This is a genomic window from Methylobacterium sp. D53M (assembly GCF_053345625.1).
Genome location: NZ_JBKFAL010000005.1, coordinates 1 through 18,030 on the forward strand (window position 1 = coordinate 1; position 18,030 = coordinate 18,030).

An 18,030-nucleotide genomic window follows, 5' to 3' on the forward strand; every position below is an offset into this window, starting at 1 on the left:
GTCGAGGAGGGCTCGCGGGGCGGGTTCGGCGCGATGGTGCTGCACCTGCTGGCGGAGCGGGGCGCTCTGGACGCGGGCGGGGTGCGGGTGCGGACGATGACGCTGCCGGACGCCTACCAGGACCACGACAGCCCGGAGAAGATGTACGCTGAGGCGGGCCTCGACGCCAAGACCATCGTCAAGACCGCCCTCGACACACTGCCCGAGCGGAAGGACAGCCGGTCGCGCCTGCGGCTCGCCTGACCGGGCGTGCCGGCCGCCGGAGCCCGCCCCCGAACCCCGACCGTCTTGCCGGCGCGCGCGATCCTCCGCATATCGCCGGCACGGGGTGAGGGCGCGCGGCGCCTTCCGACCCCCCGGTGAGCCTGTCGCACCGCGCCGACACGGGGACGAACGAGCGGATGACCTCCGAGAAACTGCGCCTGGGCGTCAACATCGATCACGTCGCGACCGTCCGCAACGCCCGCGGCGGCGACTATCCGGACCCGGTGCGGGCGGCCCTGCTCGCCGTCGAGGCGGGCGCCGACGGGATCACCGCGCATCTCCGCGAGGACCGGCGCCACATCCGCGACACCGACATCGCGGCGCTCAAGCGCGGCCTGTCCGTGCCGCTCAACTTCGAGATGGCCGCCACCGACGAGATGGTGGCGATCGCGCTGGACACCCGCCCGCACGCCGCCTGCCTCGTCCCGGAGAAGCGCGAGGAGCGCACCACCGAGGGCGGCCTCGACATCGTCGGCGGCCGCGCGCATCTCGCGCCGCGCATCCGCGCCCTCGCGGAGGCCGGCATCCGCGTCTCGCTGTTCGTCGAGCCCGAGCCCGCCGTCATGGACGCCGCCCGCGCCCTCGGGGCGCCCGTGGTCGAGCTGCACACCGGCAGCTACTGCGAGGCGGCGCTGGAGGACGACGACGCCCGGACCGCGCGCGAGCTCGCCCGCATCCGGCGCGCGGCGGAGCACGGGGCCGGCCTCGGCCTCGAGATCCACGCGGGCCACGGGCTCACCCTCGGCAGCGTCGGGCCGGTGGCGGCGCTGCCGCAGATCCGGGAGCTGAATATCGGCCATTCCCTGATCGCCGACGCGATCTTCGTGGGGCTCGACCGGGCGGTGCGCGACATGCGGGCCGCCATGGACCGGGCGCGGCGCCCATGATCGTCGGGATCGGCTCGGATCTCTGCGACATCCGCCGGATCGCCCGGACCCTGGAGCGGCACGGCGCGCGCTTCACCCACCGGGTCTTCACCGACGGCGAGCGGGCCCGCTGCGACCGGCGGGCCGCCCGCGCCGAGGGCTACGCCCGCCGCTTCGCCGCCAAGGAGGCCTGCGCCAAGGCCCTCGGCACCGGCCTCAGCGCCGGCGTCTTCTGGCGCGACATGGAGGTGGTGAACCTGCCCTCCGGCCAGCCGACCCTGCGGCTCGCGGGCGGCGCGGCGGAGCGGCTCGCGGAACTGCTGCCGGCGGGGCACGCGGCGCGGCTCCACGTGAGCCTCACGGACGATCCGCCGATGGCGCAGGCCTTCGTGATCATCGAGGCCTTGCCGGTCCCTGTCGCCGGTTGAGGCCGGCGTCGCGGATTAGCCAGCGGCGGTCGCGCGTTGCGGGGGGCTCGCGCATGGTCTAGACCGCCGGACACGGCGGACACGATTGCGGCGCATTCCTCGGGACAACCGCACATCAGGCCGCGCGCGGCGGGGCCGCGCCCCGCTGAGCGCGGGCGATGCACCTCAACCGAAGACGGAACGCGCGCGTGGATTACGACGGCAAGCCGCTCAGGAAACCTGCCGAGACCGGCACCTGGGCCAGCATCCGCGAGACGCTGAAGGTCGGCATCCAGGCGCTGCTGATCGCCCTGGTGGTGCGGACGCTCCTGTTCCAGCCGTTCAACATCCCTTCGGGCTCGCTGGTGCCGACGCTGCTGATCGGTGACTACCTGTTCGTGTCGAAATATTCCTACGGCTATTCCAAGTACTCGCTGCCTCTCTCGGAATACATTCCGATCCAGGCCGACGGCCGGATCTGGGGAGCCGACCCGAAGCGCGGCGACATCGCGGTGTTCAAGCTGCCCAAGGACAACTCGACCGACTACATCAAGCGCGTGATCGGCCTGCCGGGCGACAAGATCCAGATGATCGACGGCGTGCTCAACATCAATGGCAAGGCGGTCAAGCGCGAGCGGATCGCCGACTACGAGACCACCGATCCCTACGGCCAGCCGACCAAGGTGCCCCAGTACCTGGAGACCCTGCCCAACGGCGTGGTCCACCGGGTGATCGAGCGCGACGGCGACAACGGCTTCTGGGACAAGACCGAGCTGTACACGGTCCCGCCCGGTCACTTTTTCATGATGGGCGACAACCGCGACAACTCCACCGATTCGCGCGATCTCGCCAATGTCGGCTACGTGCCGTTCGCCAACCTGGTCGGGCGCGCCGAGATGATCTTCTTCTCGATCGACGAGGGTACGCCGGCCTGGCAGGTCTGGAACTGGCCGGCCCACGTGCGCTGGTCGCGCCTGTTCACGACGATCCATTGACCGGCCCGGACTTGGACGACGCCGCGCAGCCCCGGGCCAACGCCCGATCCCGGCGGGCCCACAAGCCGCGCCCGCCGCTGACCGCGCTCGAGGAGCGGATCGGCCACAGCTTCGGCGATCAGGACCTGCTCACCCGCGCGCTGACCCACACCAGCAAGGCGAGCGGCCGGGGCGGCAGCTATCAGCGCCTGGAATTCCTCGGCGACCGCGTGCTCGGGCTCGCGGTCGCCGACCGTCTCTACGGCGCCTTCCCGGAGGCCGACGAGGGCGACCTCTCGCGGCGCCTGGCCGCCCTGGTCCGGCGCGAGACCTGCGCGGCCGTGGCCGCCTCCTGGGAGGTCGGCCCGCACCTGATCCTCGGCCAGGGCGAGGTCATGGGCGGCGGCCGGCGCAACCAGACGATCCTGGCCGACGTCTGCGAGGCGATCCTGGGTGCGATCTACCTCGATGCCGGGTTCGACGCCGCCCGGGCGGTGGTCGAGGCGCATTTCCATCCCGGCGAGCCGACCGCGGCGGCGCGGGGCCGCGACGCCAAATCCGCCCTGCAGGAATGGGCCATGGGCCGCAGCCTGCCGATCCCCACCTATGAGGTGGTGGAGCGCACCGGTCCCGACCACGCGCCCCGGTTCCGCATCGCCGTGCAGGTCGAGGGCCTGGAGCCCGGTCTCGGCGACGGCACGTCGAAGCGGATCGCCGAGCAGGCCGCCGCGCGGGCGCTGATGGAGCGGGAGGGAATCGGGGCCTCCGCGGACGCGGAACCGACGGAGACAGCATGAGCGCGCACGAGCAGGACGATCACGACGCGCAGGACGGACCCGGCATCGCGCCGGCCCGGAACCCCGCGCGCGACCCGTCCACCCTTCCCGGCACGCCCGCCGACGCCCGGGCCGGCTTCGTCGCGCTGATCGGCGTGCCGAATGCCGGCAAGTCGACCCTGCTCAACAACCTCGTCGGCACCAAGGTCTCGATCGTCTCCCGCAAGGTGCAGACGACCCGGGCCCTGGTGCGGGGCATCCTCATCGAGGGCTCGGCCCAGGTCGTGCTGGTCGACACCCCCGGCATCTTCGCGCCCAAGCGCCGCCTCGACCGCGCGATGGTCCACTCGGCCTGGAGCGGCGCCGCCGACGCCGACGCCGTCTGCCTGCTGGTCGACGCGCGCAAGGGCGTCGACGCGGAAGTCGAGGCGGTGCTCGGTCGGCTCGGCGAGGTGAGGCGCGAGAAGCTGCTGATCCTCAACAAGATCGACCTGATCCCGCGCGAGCGGCTGCTCGATCTCGCCGCCAAGCTCAACGCCGCCGCGCCCTTCGCCGAGACCTTCATGATCTCGGCGCTCAACGGCGACGGCGTCGCCGACCTGCGCCGGGCGCTGGCCGCCCGCATGCCGGCGGGCCCGTGGCTGTATCCGGAGGATCAGGTCTCGGACGCGCCCCTGCGCATGCTCGCCGCCGAGATCACCCGGGAGAAGATCTACGACCGGCTGCACGAGGAGCTGCCCTACCGCTCCACGGTGGAGACCGACCAGTGGCAGATCCGGCCCGACGGCTCGGTGCGGATCGAGCAGACGATCTTCGTCGAGCGGGAGAGCCAGCGCTCGATCGTGCTCGGCAAGGGCGGCCAGACCATCCGGTCGATCGGGCAGGCGGCCCGGATCGAGATCGCCGAGGCGGCCGACGCCAAGGTTCACCTGTTCCTGCACGTGAAGGTGCGGGAGAACTGGGCCGACGACCCGGCCCGCTACCGCGAGATGGGCCTGGAATTTCCGCGGGGCTGACGCGCCGGGCCGCGCGGGAGGCTGGGCTTCGCGGCCGGTTCCGGTATAAACGCGGTGTTCCCCCGGATGAATCGAGTCGGGCGCGGGTTTACCCCGCTCCGCCGCGGATTCGCGTTCCGGTTTCGGCACTCCAAATCCCGAATCGTCTATGCGCCACGCCGTCTACGGCCTGCCGCCGGTGGACCTCGCCGAGGTCCCGGGCGACGCCGTCCAGCTCTCCCCGTTGATCCCCGGCGCCGCGCGGCTCGAGGATCTGTCCGAGAACAGCCTCGACTCGGCCACCGTGCTGGCGCCGCCCGGGACGGTCGAGCGGCGCTACGTGCTGGCCCAGGTGCTGCGCGCCCTCGGGCCGGGCGGCCGCATGGTCGCCCTGGCGCCCAAGGATCGCGGCGGCACACGCCTCGCCAAGGAGCTGACGACCTTCGGCTGCGCGGCCGCGGACCAGCCGCGCCGGCACCACAGGATCTGCACGGCGGAGCGGCCGACGGCGCCGGCCGGCCTCGCCGAGGCGATCGACGAGGGCGGCCCGCGCCACGTCGACAACCTCGCCCTCTGCACGCAGCCCGGCATCTTCTCGTGGGACCGGCTCGATCCGGGCACGGCGCTGCTGCTCGCGAACCTCCCGGCCCTCAAGGGTCGCGGCGCCGATTTCGGCTGCGGGCTCGGGATCCTCTCGCGGGCCGTCCTGGGCTCCGAGGCCGTCACCGCCCTGACCCTGCTGGAGATCGACCGGCGCGCCGTCGAGATGGCGCGCCGCAACGTCGCCGACCCGCGGGCGACGATTCTCTGGGCGGATATCCGGGCGTCCGGCGCCGTGCCGGATCACCTCGATTTCGTCGTCACGAACCCGCCGTTCCACGAGGGCGGGAGCGAGGATCAGGCGCTCGGCCGGGCATTCATCGCGCGGGCCGCCGAGGCCCTGCGCCCCGGGGGGGCGCTGTGGCTCGTGGCCAACGCGCACCTGCCCTACGAGGCGAGCCTGCGCGAGGCGTTCCGGCACGTCGCGGTGGCCGTCCAGGCGAACGGCTACCGGGTCTACGAGGCCCGCCGGTGAGCGCGCCGCTTCCATGAGCGCGGCGAGATCCGTCCGCCTGGACAAGCTCCTCGCCAATCTCGGCTACGGGTCGCGCCGCGAGATCCAGGCGCTCGCCCGCGCCGGCGCGATCCGCCTCGACGGCGCGGAGCTCGCGGAGGCCGGCGACCGGATCGCCCTCGCGCCGGACCTGCCGGAGCGCCTCACGATCGACGGCGAGGCCCTGGACCCGCTCCCCGGCCTGTGCCTGATGCTGCACAAGCCGCTGGGCGTCACCTGCTCGCACAAGGAGGCGGGCCCGCTGGTCTACGGGCTGCTCCCCGAGCGCTGGCGCCGCCGCGACCCGCCGCTCTCCACGGTCGGGCGCCTCGACAAGGAGACGTCGGGCCTGCTGCTGCTGACCGACGACGGGGCGCTCCTGCACCGGATCATCAGCCCGAAGGCCCAGGTGGCGAAGCGCTACCGCGTGACCCTCGACCGGCCGCTGACCGGCCGCGAGGCGGAGGTGTTCGCCGCGGGGACGCTCGTGCTGGAGGGCGAGGAGCGCCCGCTCCTGCCGGTGCGGCTCGACGTCGAGGATGCCACGCACTGCGCGGTGACGCTGACGGAGGGCCGCTACCACCAGGTCCGCCGGATGTTCGCCGCCGTCGGCAACCACGTCGCGGCGCTGCACCGGGACCGGGTCGGCGGTCTCGCTCTGCCGGCGGACCTGCCGGCGGGCGCGTACCGGGTGATGACGGCCGACGACGTGGCGGCGGTGTTCGCGGGCGGGTGATCCGGGCTGCGCGCCTGTCAGTGCGGCGCCCGGGCGAGGGCGACGACCGCGCCGATCACAGCGAGTGTCTGGAAGCCGATCAGGCCCGCCACCCAGCGCACGATTTCGGACCGCGTATCCGCCAGCCCGGCGCGGAGATCCGCCTTCGTGACGAGATCGCCCTGCAACGCTTCCGCCATGGCATCGGCCAAGCCCTCCGCCTGTTCCGGGGAGAGCTTGGCCTTCTCCCGGAGGCTCCGGGCGAATTTCAGGGTGTCGAATGCGACCGCCGCCATGGTTCGAACTCTCGCGAGGCGAGCCCGCGTGTTGCAAGCGGTCTGAACGCAGGCTGTGATTGAGGGCTGGCCCGCGCCGCCCCTCCGCTTCTTGCCTTCGGACCCGCCCTCTGCTAAGCGCCCGCCCATCCCACACGCGGAGCCGGCCTCATGCCTGAATGAGGCGTTTCCGGTGGTCGTCCGAACTCTCGGCCGACCGCATCCCTCCGCGGCGGATATAACCGGAGAGCACAAGAGCCATGGCCGTCGATTTCTCTATGCGTCAGCTCCTCGAGGCGGGCGCCCATTTCGGTCACCAGTCCCACCGCTGGAACCCGAAGATGCAGCCGTACATCTTCGGCACCCGCAACAACATCCACATCATCGACCTCGCCCAGACCGTGCCGGCGCTGCACCAGGCGCTGCAGGCGGTTAGCGACACCGTCGCCAAGGGCGGCCGCGTGCTGTTCGTCGGCACCAAGCGCCAGGCGGCCGACACGATCGCCGAGGCGGCCAAGCGCTCGGCCCAGTACTACGTCAACTCCCGCTGGCTGGGCGGCATGCTCACCAACTGGAAGACCATCTCGGGCTCGATCTCGCGCCTGCGCAAGGTCACCGAGACGCTGGAGACTGGCGGCCCGGGCCTGACCAAGAAGGAGCGCCTGATGCTCTCCCGTGAGAAGGAGAAGCTCGAGAAGGCGCTCGGCGGCATCAAGGACATGGGCGGCGTGCCGGACCTGCTGTTCGTGATCGACACCAACAAGGAGCAGCTGGCGATCAAGGAGGCGAACCGCCTCGGCATCCCGGTGGCCGCCATCGTCGACACCAACTGCAACCCGGACGGCATCAGCTACATCGTCCCGGCCAACGACGACGCCGGCCGCGCGATCGCGCTGTACTGCGACCTGATCGCCAAGGCCGCCATCGACGGCATCTCGCGCGCCCAGGGCTCGTCGGGCATGGATATCGGCGCCTCCGAGGAGCCGATGGCCGAAGAGCTGCCGGCGAACGACGACGCGGCCGTCACGGTCGAGTCCGACGCCCTCGACCCGGCCGACGTGGCGATGCTCGCCGAGTCGACCGAGCACTTCGAGCTGCTCGCCGCCCCGCGCGGCGCGCCGGACGACCTGACCAAGCTCAACGGCGCCGGCCCGCAGATCGTGCAGAAGCTCAACGACGCCGGCATCTACCACTACTGGCAGCTCGCCGCGATGACCCCCGAGGACGTCGCCAAGGTCGATGCCGACCTGAAGCTCAACGGCCGCATCGACCGCGACTCGTGGGTCTCGCAGGCCCGCGGCTTCGTCGAGGCCGCCGCCGCGGCCTGATCCATCGGGGCTTCGCGGCGGCACCGTCATCGGGCCGTCGCGGATCCAGGCATACCGGGCCCGGCCGCTCACCCGCGCGCCGGGCCTCTCGCATCCAGACCACACGAAAGGGACCGCCATGGCCAACATCACCGCCGCGATGGTGAAGGAGCTCCGGGAGAAGACCGGCGCCGGCATGATGGACTGCAAGGGCGCGCTCAACGAGACGCAGGGCGACATCGAGGCCGCCGTCGACTGGCTGCGCAAGAAGGGCCTCGCCAAGGCCGCCAAGAAGGCCGGCCGCGTCGCCGCCGAGGGCCTCGTCGCCGTCGAGTCCGCCGGCCGCCACGCCGCCGTGGTCGAGGTGAACTCCGAGACCGACTTCGTCGCCCGCAACGACGCCTTCCAGGCCTTCGCCCGCGAGGCCGCCAAGATCGCGCTCAACACCGACGGCACGCTCGAGGGCCTCCAGGCCGCCCATTTCCCGGGCGCCACCGAGACCGTCTCGGAGAAGCTGCAGGCCCTGATCGCCACCATCGGCGAGAACATGAACCTGCGCCGGGTGACCAAGCTCGAGGTCAAGAAGGGCGTCATCGCCTCCTACGTGCACAACCAGATCTCCGAGGGCCTCGGCAAGATCGGCGTGCTCGTGGCGCTCGAGTCCGAGGGCGACGTCGACGCGCTCTCGGCGCTGGGCCGCCAGATCGCCATGCACATCGCGGCGACCAACCCGGTGGCGCTGGACGCCTCGGGCGTCGACGCCGCCACGGTGGAGCGCGAGTCGAACATCCTGCGCGAGAAGAACGCCGGCAAGCCGGACCACGTGATGGCCAAGATCGTCGAGAGCGGCCTGAAGAGCTACTACAAGGAGGTCACCCTCCTGGAGCAGCCCTTCGTGCACGACGGCTCCAAGACGGTGAGCCAGGTCCTCAAGGAGGCCGGCTCCAAGGTCGGCGGCCCCGTGACCCTCACGGGCTTCGTCCGCTACGCGCTGGGCGACGGCATCGAGAAGGAAGAGGGCCCGGACTTCGCCACCGAGGTCGCCCAGCAGGCCGGCCGCGCCTGACACCGACCGCGAGCGCCCGGCCTGCCGGGCCGTCGTGAGATCAGCCCCGCCCGGCACGCGCCGGGCGGGGTTTCCCGTTTTCGAGGTCACCGGATCAATCCACGCCGGGTCGTGTTGCGCCGCACACCCCGCTATGCGGCGCCGCGCTAAGTTCGCGGCATGCCTCTGAAGCCCTTCTCCTACCTCATGATCGGCGTGTTCGCCTCCGGCCTCGCCATGACCGTCCTCGGCGCCGTCGGCGTCCTCGCCGGCAGCTGAGAACGGGCGCCGGCGCTCCGGACCCGGACCGCGGCGGCGGCGCGGACGTCCTCCCCGGGCGCACGTCTCTCGCACGTCGCTCGCGCGTCGGTAGCATTTCGGCCCACGATCCCCGCCGGATCCGGGCCGGGCCCCTCGACGGCGCTCGGGCGGTTGACGTAGAAGCCTCCCCGCTCACGCGATGCGGGATGGAGCCGGGGGCCCAGATGCCGGAGACGACGCCGTTTCGCCGTATCCTCGTGAAGCTGTCGGGGGAGGCGCTCGCCGCTCCCGACGGCTACTGGTTGCATCCGCCGACGCTGGCGGCGCTCGCCGAGGACATCGCCCGCACGATCGAGTCGGGCGCCGAGATCGCCATCGTGGTGGGCGGCGGCAACATGATCCGCGGCGCGCGGATCTCCGCGGCCGGCTGGATCGACCGGGCGACCGGGGATTCGCTCGGCATGATGGCCACGGTGATGAACTCGCTGGCGATCGAGACGGCGCTCAACGCCGCGGGCGTGCAGGCGCGGACCATGTCGGCGGTGTCGATGCCGACCATCTGCGAGACCTACGCCCGCCAGCCGGCCCTGCACCACCTGGACAAGGGCCAGGTCGTCGTCCTCGCCGGCGGCACCGGCAACCCGTTCTTCACCACCGACACCGCCGCGGTGCTGCGGGCCGCCGAGCTGCGCTGCGACGCGGTCCTCAAGGCGACGCAGGTGGACGGCGTCTACTCGGCGGATCCGAAGAAGGATCCGAGTGCCACGCGCTACGACCGCATCACCCACGACGAGGCGATCGCCCGCGACCTGAAGGTGATGGACACCGCCGCCTTCGCGCTGGCCCGGGAGAGCCGCCTGTCGATCGTGGTCGGCTCGCTCCACCCGCCGAGCTCGATCGCCGCGATCCTGTCGGGCGACGCGCCCTCGACCCTCGTGGCGCCCTGACGCGCGGCACGACCGGGCCGCGACCGTTTGCGGCCCTGAAAAAATTCGTCCATTGAGGCCGCGACTGCCCGCGCCGGGCTCAAGACCACGTCAGACGTCTCGGGACGACCCTCATGGCCACACCGGAATTCGATCTCAACGACATCAAGCGCCGCATGCAGGGCGCTGTGTCCTCGCTCTCGAAGGATCTCGGCTCGCTGCGCACCGGGCGCGCCACGCCGTCGCTCCTCGACCCGATCCAGGTCGACGCCTACGGCTCGATGATGCCGATGGCCCAGGTCGCCACCGTCAGCGTGCCGGAGCCGCGGCTCCTGTCGATCTCGGTCTGGGACCGCAGCATGGTCACGGCCGTCGAGAAGGCGATCCGCGAATCCGACCTCGGCCTCAACCCGCAGACCGAGGGGCAGACCATCCGGCTCCGCATCCCCGAGATGAACGAGCAGCGCCGCAAGGAGATGGTCAAGGTCGCCCACAAGTACACCGAGGAGGCCCGCGTCGCCGTGCGCCACGTGCGCCGGGACGGGCTCGACCATCTCAAGAAGCTCCTGAAGGACAGCGCCATCTCGGAGGATGACGAGAAGCGTCAGGCCACCGACGTGCAGAAGGCGACCGACCAGTACATCGCCGAGATCGACGGCGTGCTGGCGTCCAAGGAGAAGGAGATCATGCAGGTCTGAGGCGAAGGGCAGGACGCGCGTGACCTCCGCCGCCGCACCGGCCGCGCGTCCCTCGGGACGGCGCGAGCTGTGGCTGCGCGTCGCCTCGGGCCTCGTGCTCGGCGCCGGCGTGCTGGCCGCTCTGGTCTATGGCGGCTGGCCCTTCGCGGGGATCTGGCTCGCCGCCGGCATCGTCGGCTTCGCCGAGTGGATGGTGATGAGCCGCACCGAGCCCCGCGAGGTGCTGATCGCGCTGGGCGCGGCGACGCTCGGCGCCCTGCTGCTCTGCCAGCGCGGCGGCGCCCCGACGCCGGCCTGCCTCGCGGTCCTGCTGCTCGGCGCCGCGGCCTGCGCCACGGTGGCGCGGACCGGACGGGGCCGGCTCCGCGCCTTCCTCGGCGTGCTCGGCGCGGCGGCGATCGCGGCGGTGCCGGTGGCCCTGCGCGACGACCCCGCCATCGGCCTCGTCGGGCCGGCCTGGATGTTCGCGGTGGTCTGGTCCACCGACATCGCCGCCTACTTCGCCGGCCGGAAGATCGGCGGCCCCAAGCTGATGCCCCGGGTCTCGCCCAACAAGACGTGGTCGGGCGCACTCGGCGGCCTCGCCGGCGCGGTCGCGGCCGGGACGCTGGTGCCGGTGGTCGCCGACCTCGCCGGCATGACCCTGCCCAGCGCCGCCTCTCTCCCGGTCGTGGCGGGCGTGAGCGCGCTCGCCTCGGTCCTGAGCCAGGCCGGCGACCTGATCGAGTCCGGCCTGAAGCGCCATTACGGCGTCAAGGATTCGGGCAAGATCATCCCCGGCCATGGCGGCGTCATGGACCGGCTCGACGGATTCTTCGCGGTGGCCGTGCTGGCGGCCGTCTATCTCGCCCTGCGCGGCGGCGGTCTGATCCCGTGACGATGAGGGAGTTGAACCCGTGACCCAGGTCGTCACCGTCTTCGGCGCCACCGGCTCGATCGGCCGCTCCACCGCCGACCTCCTGGCGCAGCACGCCGACCGGTTCCGCGTCGGGGCCCTGGTCGGCGGCAAGGATCCCGTCGCCCTGGCCAAGGTCGCCCGCGAGCTCAACGCCTCCTTCGCGGCGCTCGCCGACGAGGCCGCCGGCCCGGCGCTGGCCGAGGCCCTGTCGGGCTCCGGCATCCCGAGCGGGGCGGGGGAGGCGGCCGTCATGGAGGCCGCCGCCCGCGACGCCGACATCGTCGTCGCCGCCGTGAGCGGGGCGGCCGGGCTGAAATCGACCCACGCCGCCCTCCGGCTCGGCCGCAAGGTCGCGCTCGCCAACAAGGAGAGCCTCGTCTGCGCCGGCGACGCCTTCATGCGCGACGCCGCCCGCTACGGCGCCACGATCCTGCCGATGGATTCCGAGCACGACGCGCTGAGCCAGGCGCTGGCCGGCCGGCCGCTCGCCGACGTCCGCACCATGATGATCACGGCCTCGGGCGGCCCGTTCCGGACCTGGACCCGCGAGCGGATCGCCGCCGCTTCCGCGGCCGAGGCCGCCGCCCATCCGACCTGGTCGATGGGCATGAAGATCAACATCGATTCGGCGAGCCTGATGAACAAGGGGCTCGAGCTGATCGAGGCGCACCACCTGTTCGGCATCGAGCCCGAGCGCCTGGATGTCGTGGTGCACCCGCAATCGGTGATCCACGGCATGGTCTACTGGCTCGACGGCGCCGTGACCGCCGAGCTGGCGCTGCCCGACATGCGCGTGCCGATCTCGCACTGCCTCGGCCTCGGCGACCGGCTGACGATCGAGCGGGGCCGGCCCCTCGACCTCGTGAAGCTCGGCTCGCTGACCTTCGAGGCCGCGGACGAGGCGCGTTTCCCGTGCCTGCGGATCGCCCGCGCGGCCCTGGCCGCCGGCGGCGCGGCGCCCACCGTGATGAACGCCGCCAACGAGATCGCGGTGGCGGCCTTCATCGCCGGCCGGATCGGCTTCTACGGGATCAGCGATCTGGTCGAGCGCGCCTGCACCCACTTCGCCGGCCAGTACCGGGCCGCGCCCGCCGACGTCGACGAGGCGCTCGCCATCGACGCCCACGTGCGGATCTGGAGCGCCGAGGCCCTGCCGGAGCTGCGCGCCGCCGGCTGAGCCGTCATTGCGAGCGCAGCGAAGCAACCCAGGGCGGCGCAACATTCTGCGAGCGTGGCGCCGCTGGACTGCTTCGCTGCGCTCGCAGAGACGCTTCCCGCCTGAGCCGCGCCTCAGCGCGCGGGGCCGTACCCGGCCAGGAACACGCGCACCGCCTCGTCGACCTGATGGCGCATCTCGGCCTCGCCGGCGATGCCGCCCGCCGCGAACAGCAGGCGGGTCAGCAGACCCGCCTGGCAGAGATGCAGGAAGTGCCGGGCCGCGAGCTCGGTGTCGGCGATCGTCAGGCGTCCCGCCTGGACCTGCGCGTCGAGGTAGCGCGAGAGGCGCTCGACGCCGCAGGCCGGACCGGCCTGGTAGTAGACCTGCCCGAAGCGCGGAAACTTCTCGCTCGCGCCGATGACCATGCGGACCAGCGAGACGTGCGCCGGCCGGCACATCTCGGTCAGGAAGCTGCTTCCGAGCCGGGTCAGGACGCCCGGCACGTCGGGATCGTCCGCGTCCAGGGTGAACAGGGCCTCGGCGAGGCTGGCCTTCTCCTGGATGGTCAGCGCCTCGAACAGGTCCTCCTTGTTCTCGAAGTAGACGTAGAGCGTGCCCTTCGAGACCCCGGCCGCCCGCGCGATCTCGCCCATGCTGGCGCCGTCGAACCCCGCCGCCAGGAACACCGTCCGTGCGCCCTCGAGGATCTGCTGCCGCTTGTCGCCCTCGTGCTGGGCCTGACCCCGCTCCAACGCCGCACCCTGAGCCATGATCCCGCTCCGCACCGTGACACCGTCACGCTTGACCGAACCGTTCGGTCAAAATAACCTGCGGCTTCTTCGGGGGCGCGTCAAGCCGTGCCTCGTTATTGACCGAACGGTTCGGTCATTGATGTCGAGGCGCTGATATGTCCCTCCGCGAGGACGCCGATCGGCCGAATTCCGGTCTCGATGCCGCTATTGAGGCCCGAATCGAGGCCGGGGACGAGGCGCGCGCCGAGCGCACGGCGCCGGCCGCGCCGGCCCCCGCCGCAACGTCCCTGCCGACACCCGTGCCGGTCGAGGCGCCGCCCGCCCGCAAGCGCTCCGTGAAGCGGCTCGTCCTGCTCGGACTACTGACGGCCGCCCTGGGCGGCGGCGCGTATCAGGGATGGCAGTGGTGGACCGTCGGGCGGTTCTTTGTCTCGACCGACGACGCCTACGTCCAGGCCGACATCTCGGTCCTGGCGGCCAAGATCCCGGGCTATCTCCAGTCGGTGCCGGTCGTGAACGGCCTCGCCGTGAAGAAGGGCGACGTCATCGCCAAGCTCGACGACGGCGACTACCGCCTCGCGCTGCAGGCGGCGCAGGACAAGCTCGCCACCCAGGAGAGCACGATCGCGCGGATCGGCCGGCAGGCCGAGGCGGCGCAGGCCCAGGTCGCCCAGGCTGCCGCGCAGCTCGACGCGACCCGCGCCGACGCCGTCCGCGCCCAGGCCGACTTCGCCCGGTCGACGCAGATGCAGGCGGATTACGTCGCCAAGTCGCGCATCGACCAGACCCGCGCCGACCGCGACCGCACCGAGGCGTCCGTCAAGGCCATGGAGGCCGGCCTCCTCGCGGCCCGCGCCAACGTCGACGTCCTCCAGGCACAGAAGCGCGAGGCGGAGAGCCTCGCGGCGGAACTCCGCACCGCCGTCGACCGGGCCCGGCGCGACCTCGACTTCACGGCGATCCGCGCGCCCTTCGACGGGGTGGTCGGCAACAAGGCCGTCGAGGCCGGCGCCTATGTCGGGCCCGGCACGCGGATCGCCGCCCTGGTCCCGCTCCAGAGCGTCCGGATCGACGCGAACTTCAAGGAGACCCAGGTCGAGCGCATGCGTCCCGGCCAGCCGGTGACCGTGACGGTCGACGCCTATCCGGACCGCGAGATCCACGCCGTGGTGGAATCGTTCTCGCCGGCCTCCGGCTCGGTGTTCAGCCTGCTGCCGCCCGACAACGCCACCGGCAACTTCACCAAGATCGTCCAGCGCCTGCCCGTGCGGGTGCGCGTGCCCGAGGAGGTCGCCCGCGAGGGCCTGCTGCGGCCGGGCCTGTCGGCGGTGGTCCGGGTCGATACCCGCACCGGCGCGGACCGCTCCGTCCTCGACCGCGCCTCCGCGCCGCGGCCGGTCAGCACCGCGAGCCGCTGAGACCGGCGATGGCCGCCAGTGCCGCCCTCGCGCCCGGCGCGCCGATCCGCGCCGCCGAGCCGCCCCTCGACCGCCGCCGCATGGTGGCGTTCGTCTGCATGGTCTTCGGCATGTTCATGGCGATCCTGGACATCCAGATCGTCTCGGCCTCCCTGAACGAGATCCAGGCCGGGCTCTCGGCCTCCGGCGACGAGATCCCCTGGGTCCAGACCAGCTACCTGATCGCCGAGGTCATCTCGATCCCGCTCTCCGGCACCCTGTCGCGGGTGCTCTCGACGCGCTGGATGTTCGCCATCTCGGCGGGCGGCTTCACGCTGATGAGCCTGATGTGCGCCACCTCCTCGTCGATCGGCGAGATGATCGTCTGGCGGGCGCTCCAGGGCTTCATCGGCGGAGGCATGATCCCGACCGTCTTCGCCGCGGCCTTCACGATCTTCCCGCCCTCGAAGCGGACCATCGTCTCGCCGATGATCGGCCTCGTGGCGACGCTGGCGCCGACGATCGGGCCGACGGTGGGCGGCTACCTGACCGACCTGATGTCCTGGCACTGGCTGTTCCTGATCAACGTCGTGCCGGGCATCTTCGTGACGGTCTCGACCTGGATCCTGGTCGATTTCGACGAGCCCAATTACGGCCTGATCCGGTCGTTCGACTGGGCCGGACTCGCCTTCATGGCCGGCTTCCTCGGCTGCCTCGAATACGTGCTGGAGGAGGGGCCCAACCACGACTGGCTGCAGGACGAGGCGGTCTTCGCCTGCGCGGTCGTCTGCGGGACGTCGGCGCTGCTGTTCTTCTGGCGGGTCTTCACGGCGAAGCAGCCGATCGTCGATCTCAGGGCCTTCTCGGACCGGAACTTCGCCAGCGGCTGCGTGGCGAGCTTCGTGCTGGGCATCGGGCTCTACGGGCTGACCTACATCTACCCGGTCTACCTCGCCCGGGTGCGCGGCTACTCGGCGCTGATGATCGGCGAGACGATGTTCGTCTCCGGCCTGTGCATGTTCGCCACCGCGCCGATCGCCGGCCGGCTCTCGGGCAAGGTCGATCCCCGGATCATGATGGGGATCGGCTTCGTCGGCTTTGCCTGCGGCACGTGGATCGTCACGGGCCTCACCAAGGACTGGGACTTCTACGAGCTGCTCCTGCCGCAGATCCTGCGCGGCTGCTCGCTGATGCTGTGCATGATCCCGATCAACAACATCGCGCTGGGCACGCTGCCGCCGGCGCGGATGAAGAACGCCTCGGGGCTGTTCAACCTGACCCGCAACCTCGGCGGCGCGGTCGGGCTCGCGCTGATCAACACGATCCTCAACGACCGCTGGGACCTGCACCTCGCCCGTCTGCACGAGCGCTTCACCTGGGCGAACACGGCCGCGCTGGAGCGGCTCGACGCGCTGCAGCGCGGCTTCGACGCCTACGGCAGCGCCGCCTCCGACATGGCGCTGAAGGCGATGACCAACACGGTGCGGATCCAGGGCCTCGTCATGGCCTTCGAGGACGTGTTCCTGTCCCTCACCGTCCTGTTCCTCGCGATGGCCTGCGCGGTCCCCATGATCCGGCGGCCGAAGGCCGGCGCGGGCGGGGGCGGCGGCCACTGACGGGCGGTCCCCGACGGGCGGGACCGACCCCGCGCGATCGGCCGGTGCGGAATCGGACGGCGCGTGCGACCTTCCGCGGCCGGGCCGCAGGATTGCGTTGGCGGTCGGCACCGCCGATCTGCTAGACAGGGCGGATGGCCGGCCCGAGAAGCCGGCGCCGAGACGGCCAGGATACGGCTTATGGACTTCCTCAACGCGATGGGCGGAACCGCCGGCGGTTTCTTCGGCGCCGTGATCCCGTTCCTGTTCGTGCTCACCGTCGTGGTGTTCGTGCACGAGATGGGCCACTTCCTGGTCGGGCGCTGGTGCGGGGTCGGCGTGCACGCCTTCTCGCTCGGCTTCGGTCCCGAGCTGTTCGGGTTCAACGACCGGCGCGGCACCCGCTGGAAGGTCTGCGCGATCCCGCTCGGCGGCTACGTGAAGTTCCACGGCGACGTGAACGGCGCCAGCATGCCCGATCCCGAGGCCGTCGCCCGGATGAGCCCGCACGAGCGGGCGATCAGCTTCCCGACCCAGCCCGTGTCCAAGCGCGCCGCGATCGTCGCCGCGGGCCCGGTGGCCAACTTCATCCTGGCGATCCTGCTCTTCGCGGGCGCCATCTGGCTCGGCGGCCGCTACGAGCTGCCCGCCCGGGTCTCGTCGGTGGAGCCGAACAGCGTCGCCGCCCAGGCGGGCTTCCAGCCCGGCGACGTGATCACCGCCATCGACGGCGAGAAGATCGGCGACTTCAACGCCATGTACCGCACGGTGACCGGCAGCGCCGGGACGCCGCTGACCTTCACGGTGGAGCGCAACGACCAGCCCATCACCATCCAGGCGACGCCGGCCACCTTCGAGGAGAAGACGCCGTTCGGCCGCCACCGGATCGGCCGGCTCGGCATCCGCTCGCCCGCGGGCTCCGAGGCGCGACTGGTGCAGTACGGGGCGCTCGACTCGCTCAATCTCGGCGTGAAGGAGACTTACTTCGTCGTCGAGCGCACCTTCTCGTATCTCGGCAAGCTCGTGACCGGGCGGGAATCCGCCGACCAGCTCTCGGGTCCGATCGGCATCGCCCGCGTCTCCGGCGAGGTCGCCAAGACCGGCGGCGTCGGCGGCTTGGTCGGGCTGATCGCCCTGCTCTCCGTCTCGATCGGCCTGCTCAACCTGTTCCCGGTGCCGCTGCTCGATGGCGGCCACCTGCTGTTCTACGCCTTCGAGGTGGTGCGCGGCCGCCCGCTGAGCGAGCGGGCCCAGGAGATCGGCTTCCGCATCGGCCTCGCCCTCGTGCTGATGCTGATGCTGTTCGCCGCCTGGAACGACATCCTCAACCTCGGCGCCTCCTGGCGGAACACCTGATCCGGGGCCGGCGGGGATCTGAGGATCGCCGCCGGATCTCCACCGGAAACGCTGCCCCAATCCCGCCGCGATCTCGCCCGGACACCGCCCGGATGACGTCCCGCCGGCGCGTCGAAACGGGGTTAACGGGACCTTCACGCGACCGTGAGCTTCGCGAAAAAGGGCCGGTCGCTCAGGCGTTTACGGCGCGTTCACCATGATCCGTGGTTTGCCCGTAAGCTGACCGCACCGTTAAGTGGCGCGAAGGCCACGACCCCCCAAAATCCCCTGA

Annotated in this window: 19 protein-coding genes; 17 read left to right on the forward strand and 2 right to left on the reverse strand. The window is 71.7% G+C overall.

Features of this window, described 5'->3' with window-relative positions:
- From ACLBYG_RS10745 to ACLBYG_RS10780, 8 genes are all read left to right on the forward strand, one after another.
- A partial coding sequence (locus ACLBYG_RS10745) for a transketolase C-terminal domain-containing protein (RefSeq protein ID WP_447681451.1) occupies window positions 1-243 on the forward strand: 243 nt, incomplete at its 5' end.
- 158 nt (window positions 244-401) lie between these two features.
- On the forward strand, window positions 402-1,151 hold the full coding sequence (locus ACLBYG_RS10750) for a pyridoxine 5'-phosphate synthase (protein WP_447681578.1): 750 nt from the start codon (window positions 402-404) through the stop codon (window positions 1,149-1,151).
- A complete protein-coding gene (acpS, locus tag ACLBYG_RS10755) occupies window positions 1,148-1,558 on the forward strand; it encodes a holo-ACP synthase (protein ID WP_440761787.1) in 411 nt (136 codons plus the stop codon). Before ACLBYG_RS10750 ends, acpS begins: the two co-directional genes overlap by 4 nt.
- A 158-nt stretch (window positions 1,559-1,716) precedes the next feature.
- Window positions 1,717-2,532: a signal peptidase I gene (gene lepB, locus ACLBYG_RS10760; protein WP_012320396.1), complete on the forward strand. Its 816-nt coding sequence runs from the start codon at window positions 1,717-1,719 to the stop codon at window positions 2,530-2,532.
- Window positions 2,529-3,308 carry a ribonuclease III gene (rnc, locus tag ACLBYG_RS10765; protein WP_081636475.1) on the forward strand — a complete coding sequence of 260 codons (780 nt, stop codon included), beginning with the start codon at window positions 2,529-2,531 and terminating at the stop codon, window positions 3,306-3,308. Before lepB ends, rnc begins: the two co-directional genes overlap by 4 nt.
- The gene (gene era / locus ACLBYG_RS10770; RefSeq protein ID WP_447681452.1) at window positions 3,305-4,303 is read left to right on the forward strand and encodes a GTPase Era; all 999 of its coding nucleotides are present in this window, start codon (window positions 3,305-3,307) and stop codon (window positions 4,301-4,303) included. The genes rnc and era overlap by 4 nt, the downstream gene beginning before the upstream one ends.
- A gap of 148 nt (window positions 4,304-4,451) precedes the next feature.
- Window positions 4,452-5,357 (forward strand): class I SAM-dependent methyltransferase, encoded by a 906-nt coding sequence (locus ACLBYG_RS10775; protein ID WP_091680439.1) that lies wholly within the window; start codon window positions 4,452-4,454, stop codon window positions 5,355-5,357.
- A 13-nt stretch (window positions 5,358-5,370) separates the two neighbouring features.
- Window positions 5,371-6,111 carry a pseudouridine synthase gene (locus ACLBYG_RS10780; RefSeq protein WP_447681453.1) on the forward strand — a complete coding sequence of 247 codons (741 nt, stop codon included), beginning with the start codon at window positions 5,371-5,373 and terminating at the stop codon, window positions 6,109-6,111.
- A 17-nt stretch (window positions 6,112-6,128) separates the two neighbouring features.
- On the opposite strand, the gene ACLBYG_RS10785 is transcribed toward ACLBYG_RS10780, so the two are convergent.
- The gene (locus tag ACLBYG_RS10785; protein ID WP_447681454.1) at window positions 6,129-6,386 is read right to left on the reverse strand and encodes a hypothetical protein; all 258 of its coding nucleotides are present in this window, start codon (window positions 6,384-6,386) and stop codon (window positions 6,129-6,131) included.
- A gap of 239 nt (window positions 6,387-6,625) precedes the next feature.
- Here ACLBYG_RS10785 and ACLBYG_RS10790 point away from each other — a divergent pair, with 239 nt between their 5' ends.
- The 6 genes from ACLBYG_RS10790 to dxr all read left to right on the forward strand — a co-directional run bounded on the left by ACLBYG_RS10790 (window position 6,626) and on the right by dxr (window position 12,677).
- Window positions 6,626-7,693, forward strand: a complete 1,068-nt coding sequence (locus ACLBYG_RS10790; protein WP_020092974.1) for a 30S ribosomal protein S2 — start codon at window positions 6,626-6,628, stop codon at window positions 7,691-7,693.
- Window positions 7,694-7,811: 118 nt separating this feature from the next.
- Window positions 7,812-8,738: a translation elongation factor Ts gene (gene tsf, locus ACLBYG_RS10795; RefSeq protein ID WP_042676079.1), complete on the forward strand. Its 927-nt coding sequence runs from the start codon at window positions 7,812-7,814 to the stop codon at window positions 8,736-8,738.
- Between the two features lie 464 nt (window positions 8,739-9,202).
- Window positions 9,203-9,925, forward strand: a complete 723-nt coding sequence (gene pyrH, locus ACLBYG_RS10800; protein ID WP_026604897.1) for a UMP kinase — start codon at window positions 9,203-9,205, stop codon at window positions 9,923-9,925.
- A 113-nt stretch (window positions 9,926-10,038) separates the two neighbouring features.
- Window positions 10,039-10,602 (forward strand): ribosome recycling factor, encoded by a 564-nt coding sequence (gene frr, locus ACLBYG_RS10805; RefSeq protein WP_020092978.1) that lies wholly within the window; start codon window positions 10,039-10,041, stop codon window positions 10,600-10,602.
- A 19-nt stretch (window positions 10,603-10,621) separates the two neighbouring features.
- Complete coding sequence (locus tag ACLBYG_RS10810) at window positions 10,622-11,479, forward strand: phosphatidate cytidylyltransferase (RefSeq protein ID WP_447681455.1); 858 nt, start codon at window positions 10,622-10,624, stop codon at window positions 11,477-11,479.
- 19 nt (window positions 11,480-11,498) lie between these two features.
- Complete coding sequence (gene dxr / locus ACLBYG_RS10815) at window positions 11,499-12,677, forward strand: 1-deoxy-D-xylulose-5-phosphate reductoisomerase (RefSeq protein WP_091680444.1); 1,179 nt, start codon at window positions 11,499-11,501, stop codon at window positions 12,675-12,677.
- A 113-nt stretch (window positions 12,678-12,790) separates the two neighbouring features.
- Here the strand turns inward: dxr and ACLBYG_RS10820 are convergent, their stop codons facing one another.
- On the reverse strand, window positions 12,791-13,429 hold the full coding sequence (locus ACLBYG_RS10820) for a TetR/AcrR family transcriptional regulator (RefSeq protein ID WP_026604898.1): 639 nt from the start codon (window positions 13,427-13,429) through the stop codon (window positions 12,791-12,793).
- A 137-nt stretch (window positions 13,430-13,566) separates the two neighbouring features.
- On the opposite strand from ACLBYG_RS10820, the gene ACLBYG_RS10825 reads away from it, so the two are divergent.
- The 3 genes from ACLBYG_RS10825 (at window position 13,567) to ACLBYG_RS10835 (ending at window position 17,759) form a co-directional block, all read left to right on the forward strand.
- Window positions 13,567-14,829 carry an HlyD family secretion protein gene (locus ACLBYG_RS10825; RefSeq protein ID WP_447681456.1) on the forward strand — a complete coding sequence of 421 codons (1,263 nt, stop codon included), beginning with the start codon at window positions 13,567-13,569 and terminating at the stop codon, window positions 14,827-14,829.
- Between the two features lie 8 nt (window positions 14,830-14,837).
- A complete protein-coding gene (locus ACLBYG_RS10830) occupies window positions 14,838-16,424 on the forward strand; it encodes a DHA2 family efflux MFS transporter permease subunit (protein WP_447681457.1) in 1,587 nt (528 codons plus the stop codon).
- 180 nt (window positions 16,425-16,604) lie between these two features.
- On the forward strand, window positions 16,605-17,759 hold the full coding sequence (locus ACLBYG_RS10835; RefSeq protein ID WP_020092984.1) for a M50 family metallopeptidase: 1,155 nt from the start codon (window positions 16,605-16,607) through the stop codon (window positions 17,757-17,759).
- Window positions 17,760-18,030: the final 271 nt, after the last annotated feature.

Excerpts from the sequence above, each read along its gene's own strand:
- ACLBYG_RS10750 (WP_447681578.1), top strand. The coding sequence starts at position 402 with ATGACCTCCGAGAAACTGCGCCTGGGCGTCAACATCGATCACGTCGCG.
- acpS (WP_440761787.1), top strand. The coding sequence starts at position 1,148 with ATGATCGTCGGGATCGGCTCGGATCTCTGCGACATCCGCCGGATCGCC.
- lepB (WP_012320396.1), top strand. The coding sequence starts at position 1,717 with ATGCACCTCAACCGAAGACGGAACGCGCGCGTGGATTACGACGGCAAG.
- era (WP_447681452.1), top strand. The coding sequence starts at position 3,305 with ATGAGCGCGCACGAGCAGGACGATCACGACGCGCAGGACGGACCCGGC.
- ACLBYG_RS10775 (WP_091680439.1), top strand. The coding sequence starts at position 4,452 with ATGCGCCACGCCGTCTACGGCCTGCCGCCGGTGGACCTCGCCGAGGTC.
- ACLBYG_RS10780 (WP_447681453.1), top strand. The coding sequence starts at position 5,371 with ATGAGCGCGGCGAGATCCGTCCGCCTGGACAAGCTCCTCGCCAATCTC.
- ACLBYG_RS10785 (WP_447681454.1), bottom strand. The coding sequence starts at position 6,386 with ATGGCGGCGGTCGCATTCGACACCCTGAAATTCGCCCGGAGCCTCCGG.
- ACLBYG_RS10790 (WP_020092974.1), top strand. The coding sequence starts at position 6,626 with ATGGCCGTCGATTTCTCTATGCGTCAGCTCCTCGAGGCGGGCGCCCAT.
- tsf (WP_042676079.1), top strand. The coding sequence starts at position 7,812 with ATGGCCAACATCACCGCCGCGATGGTGAAGGAGCTCCGGGAGAAGACC.
- pyrH (WP_026604897.1), top strand. The coding sequence starts at position 9,203 with ATGCCGGAGACGACGCCGTTTCGCCGTATCCTCGTGAAGCTGTCGGGG.
- frr (WP_020092978.1), top strand. The coding sequence starts at position 10,039 with ATGGCCACACCGGAATTCGATCTCAACGACATCAAGCGCCGCATGCAG.
- ACLBYG_RS10820 (WP_026604898.1), bottom strand. The coding sequence starts at position 13,429 with ATGGCTCAGGGTGCGGCGTTGGAGCGGGGTCAGGCCCAGCACGAGGGC.
- ACLBYG_RS10825 (WP_447681456.1), top strand. The coding sequence starts at position 13,567 with ATGTCCCTCCGCGAGGACGCCGATCGGCCGAATTCCGGTCTCGATGCC.
- ACLBYG_RS10830 (WP_447681457.1), top strand. The coding sequence starts at position 14,838 with ATGGCCGCCAGTGCCGCCCTCGCGCCCGGCGCGCCGATCCGCGCCGCC.
- ACLBYG_RS10835 (WP_020092984.1), top strand. The coding sequence starts at position 16,605 with ATGGACTTCCTCAACGCGATGGGCGGAACCGCCGGCGGTTTCTTCGGC.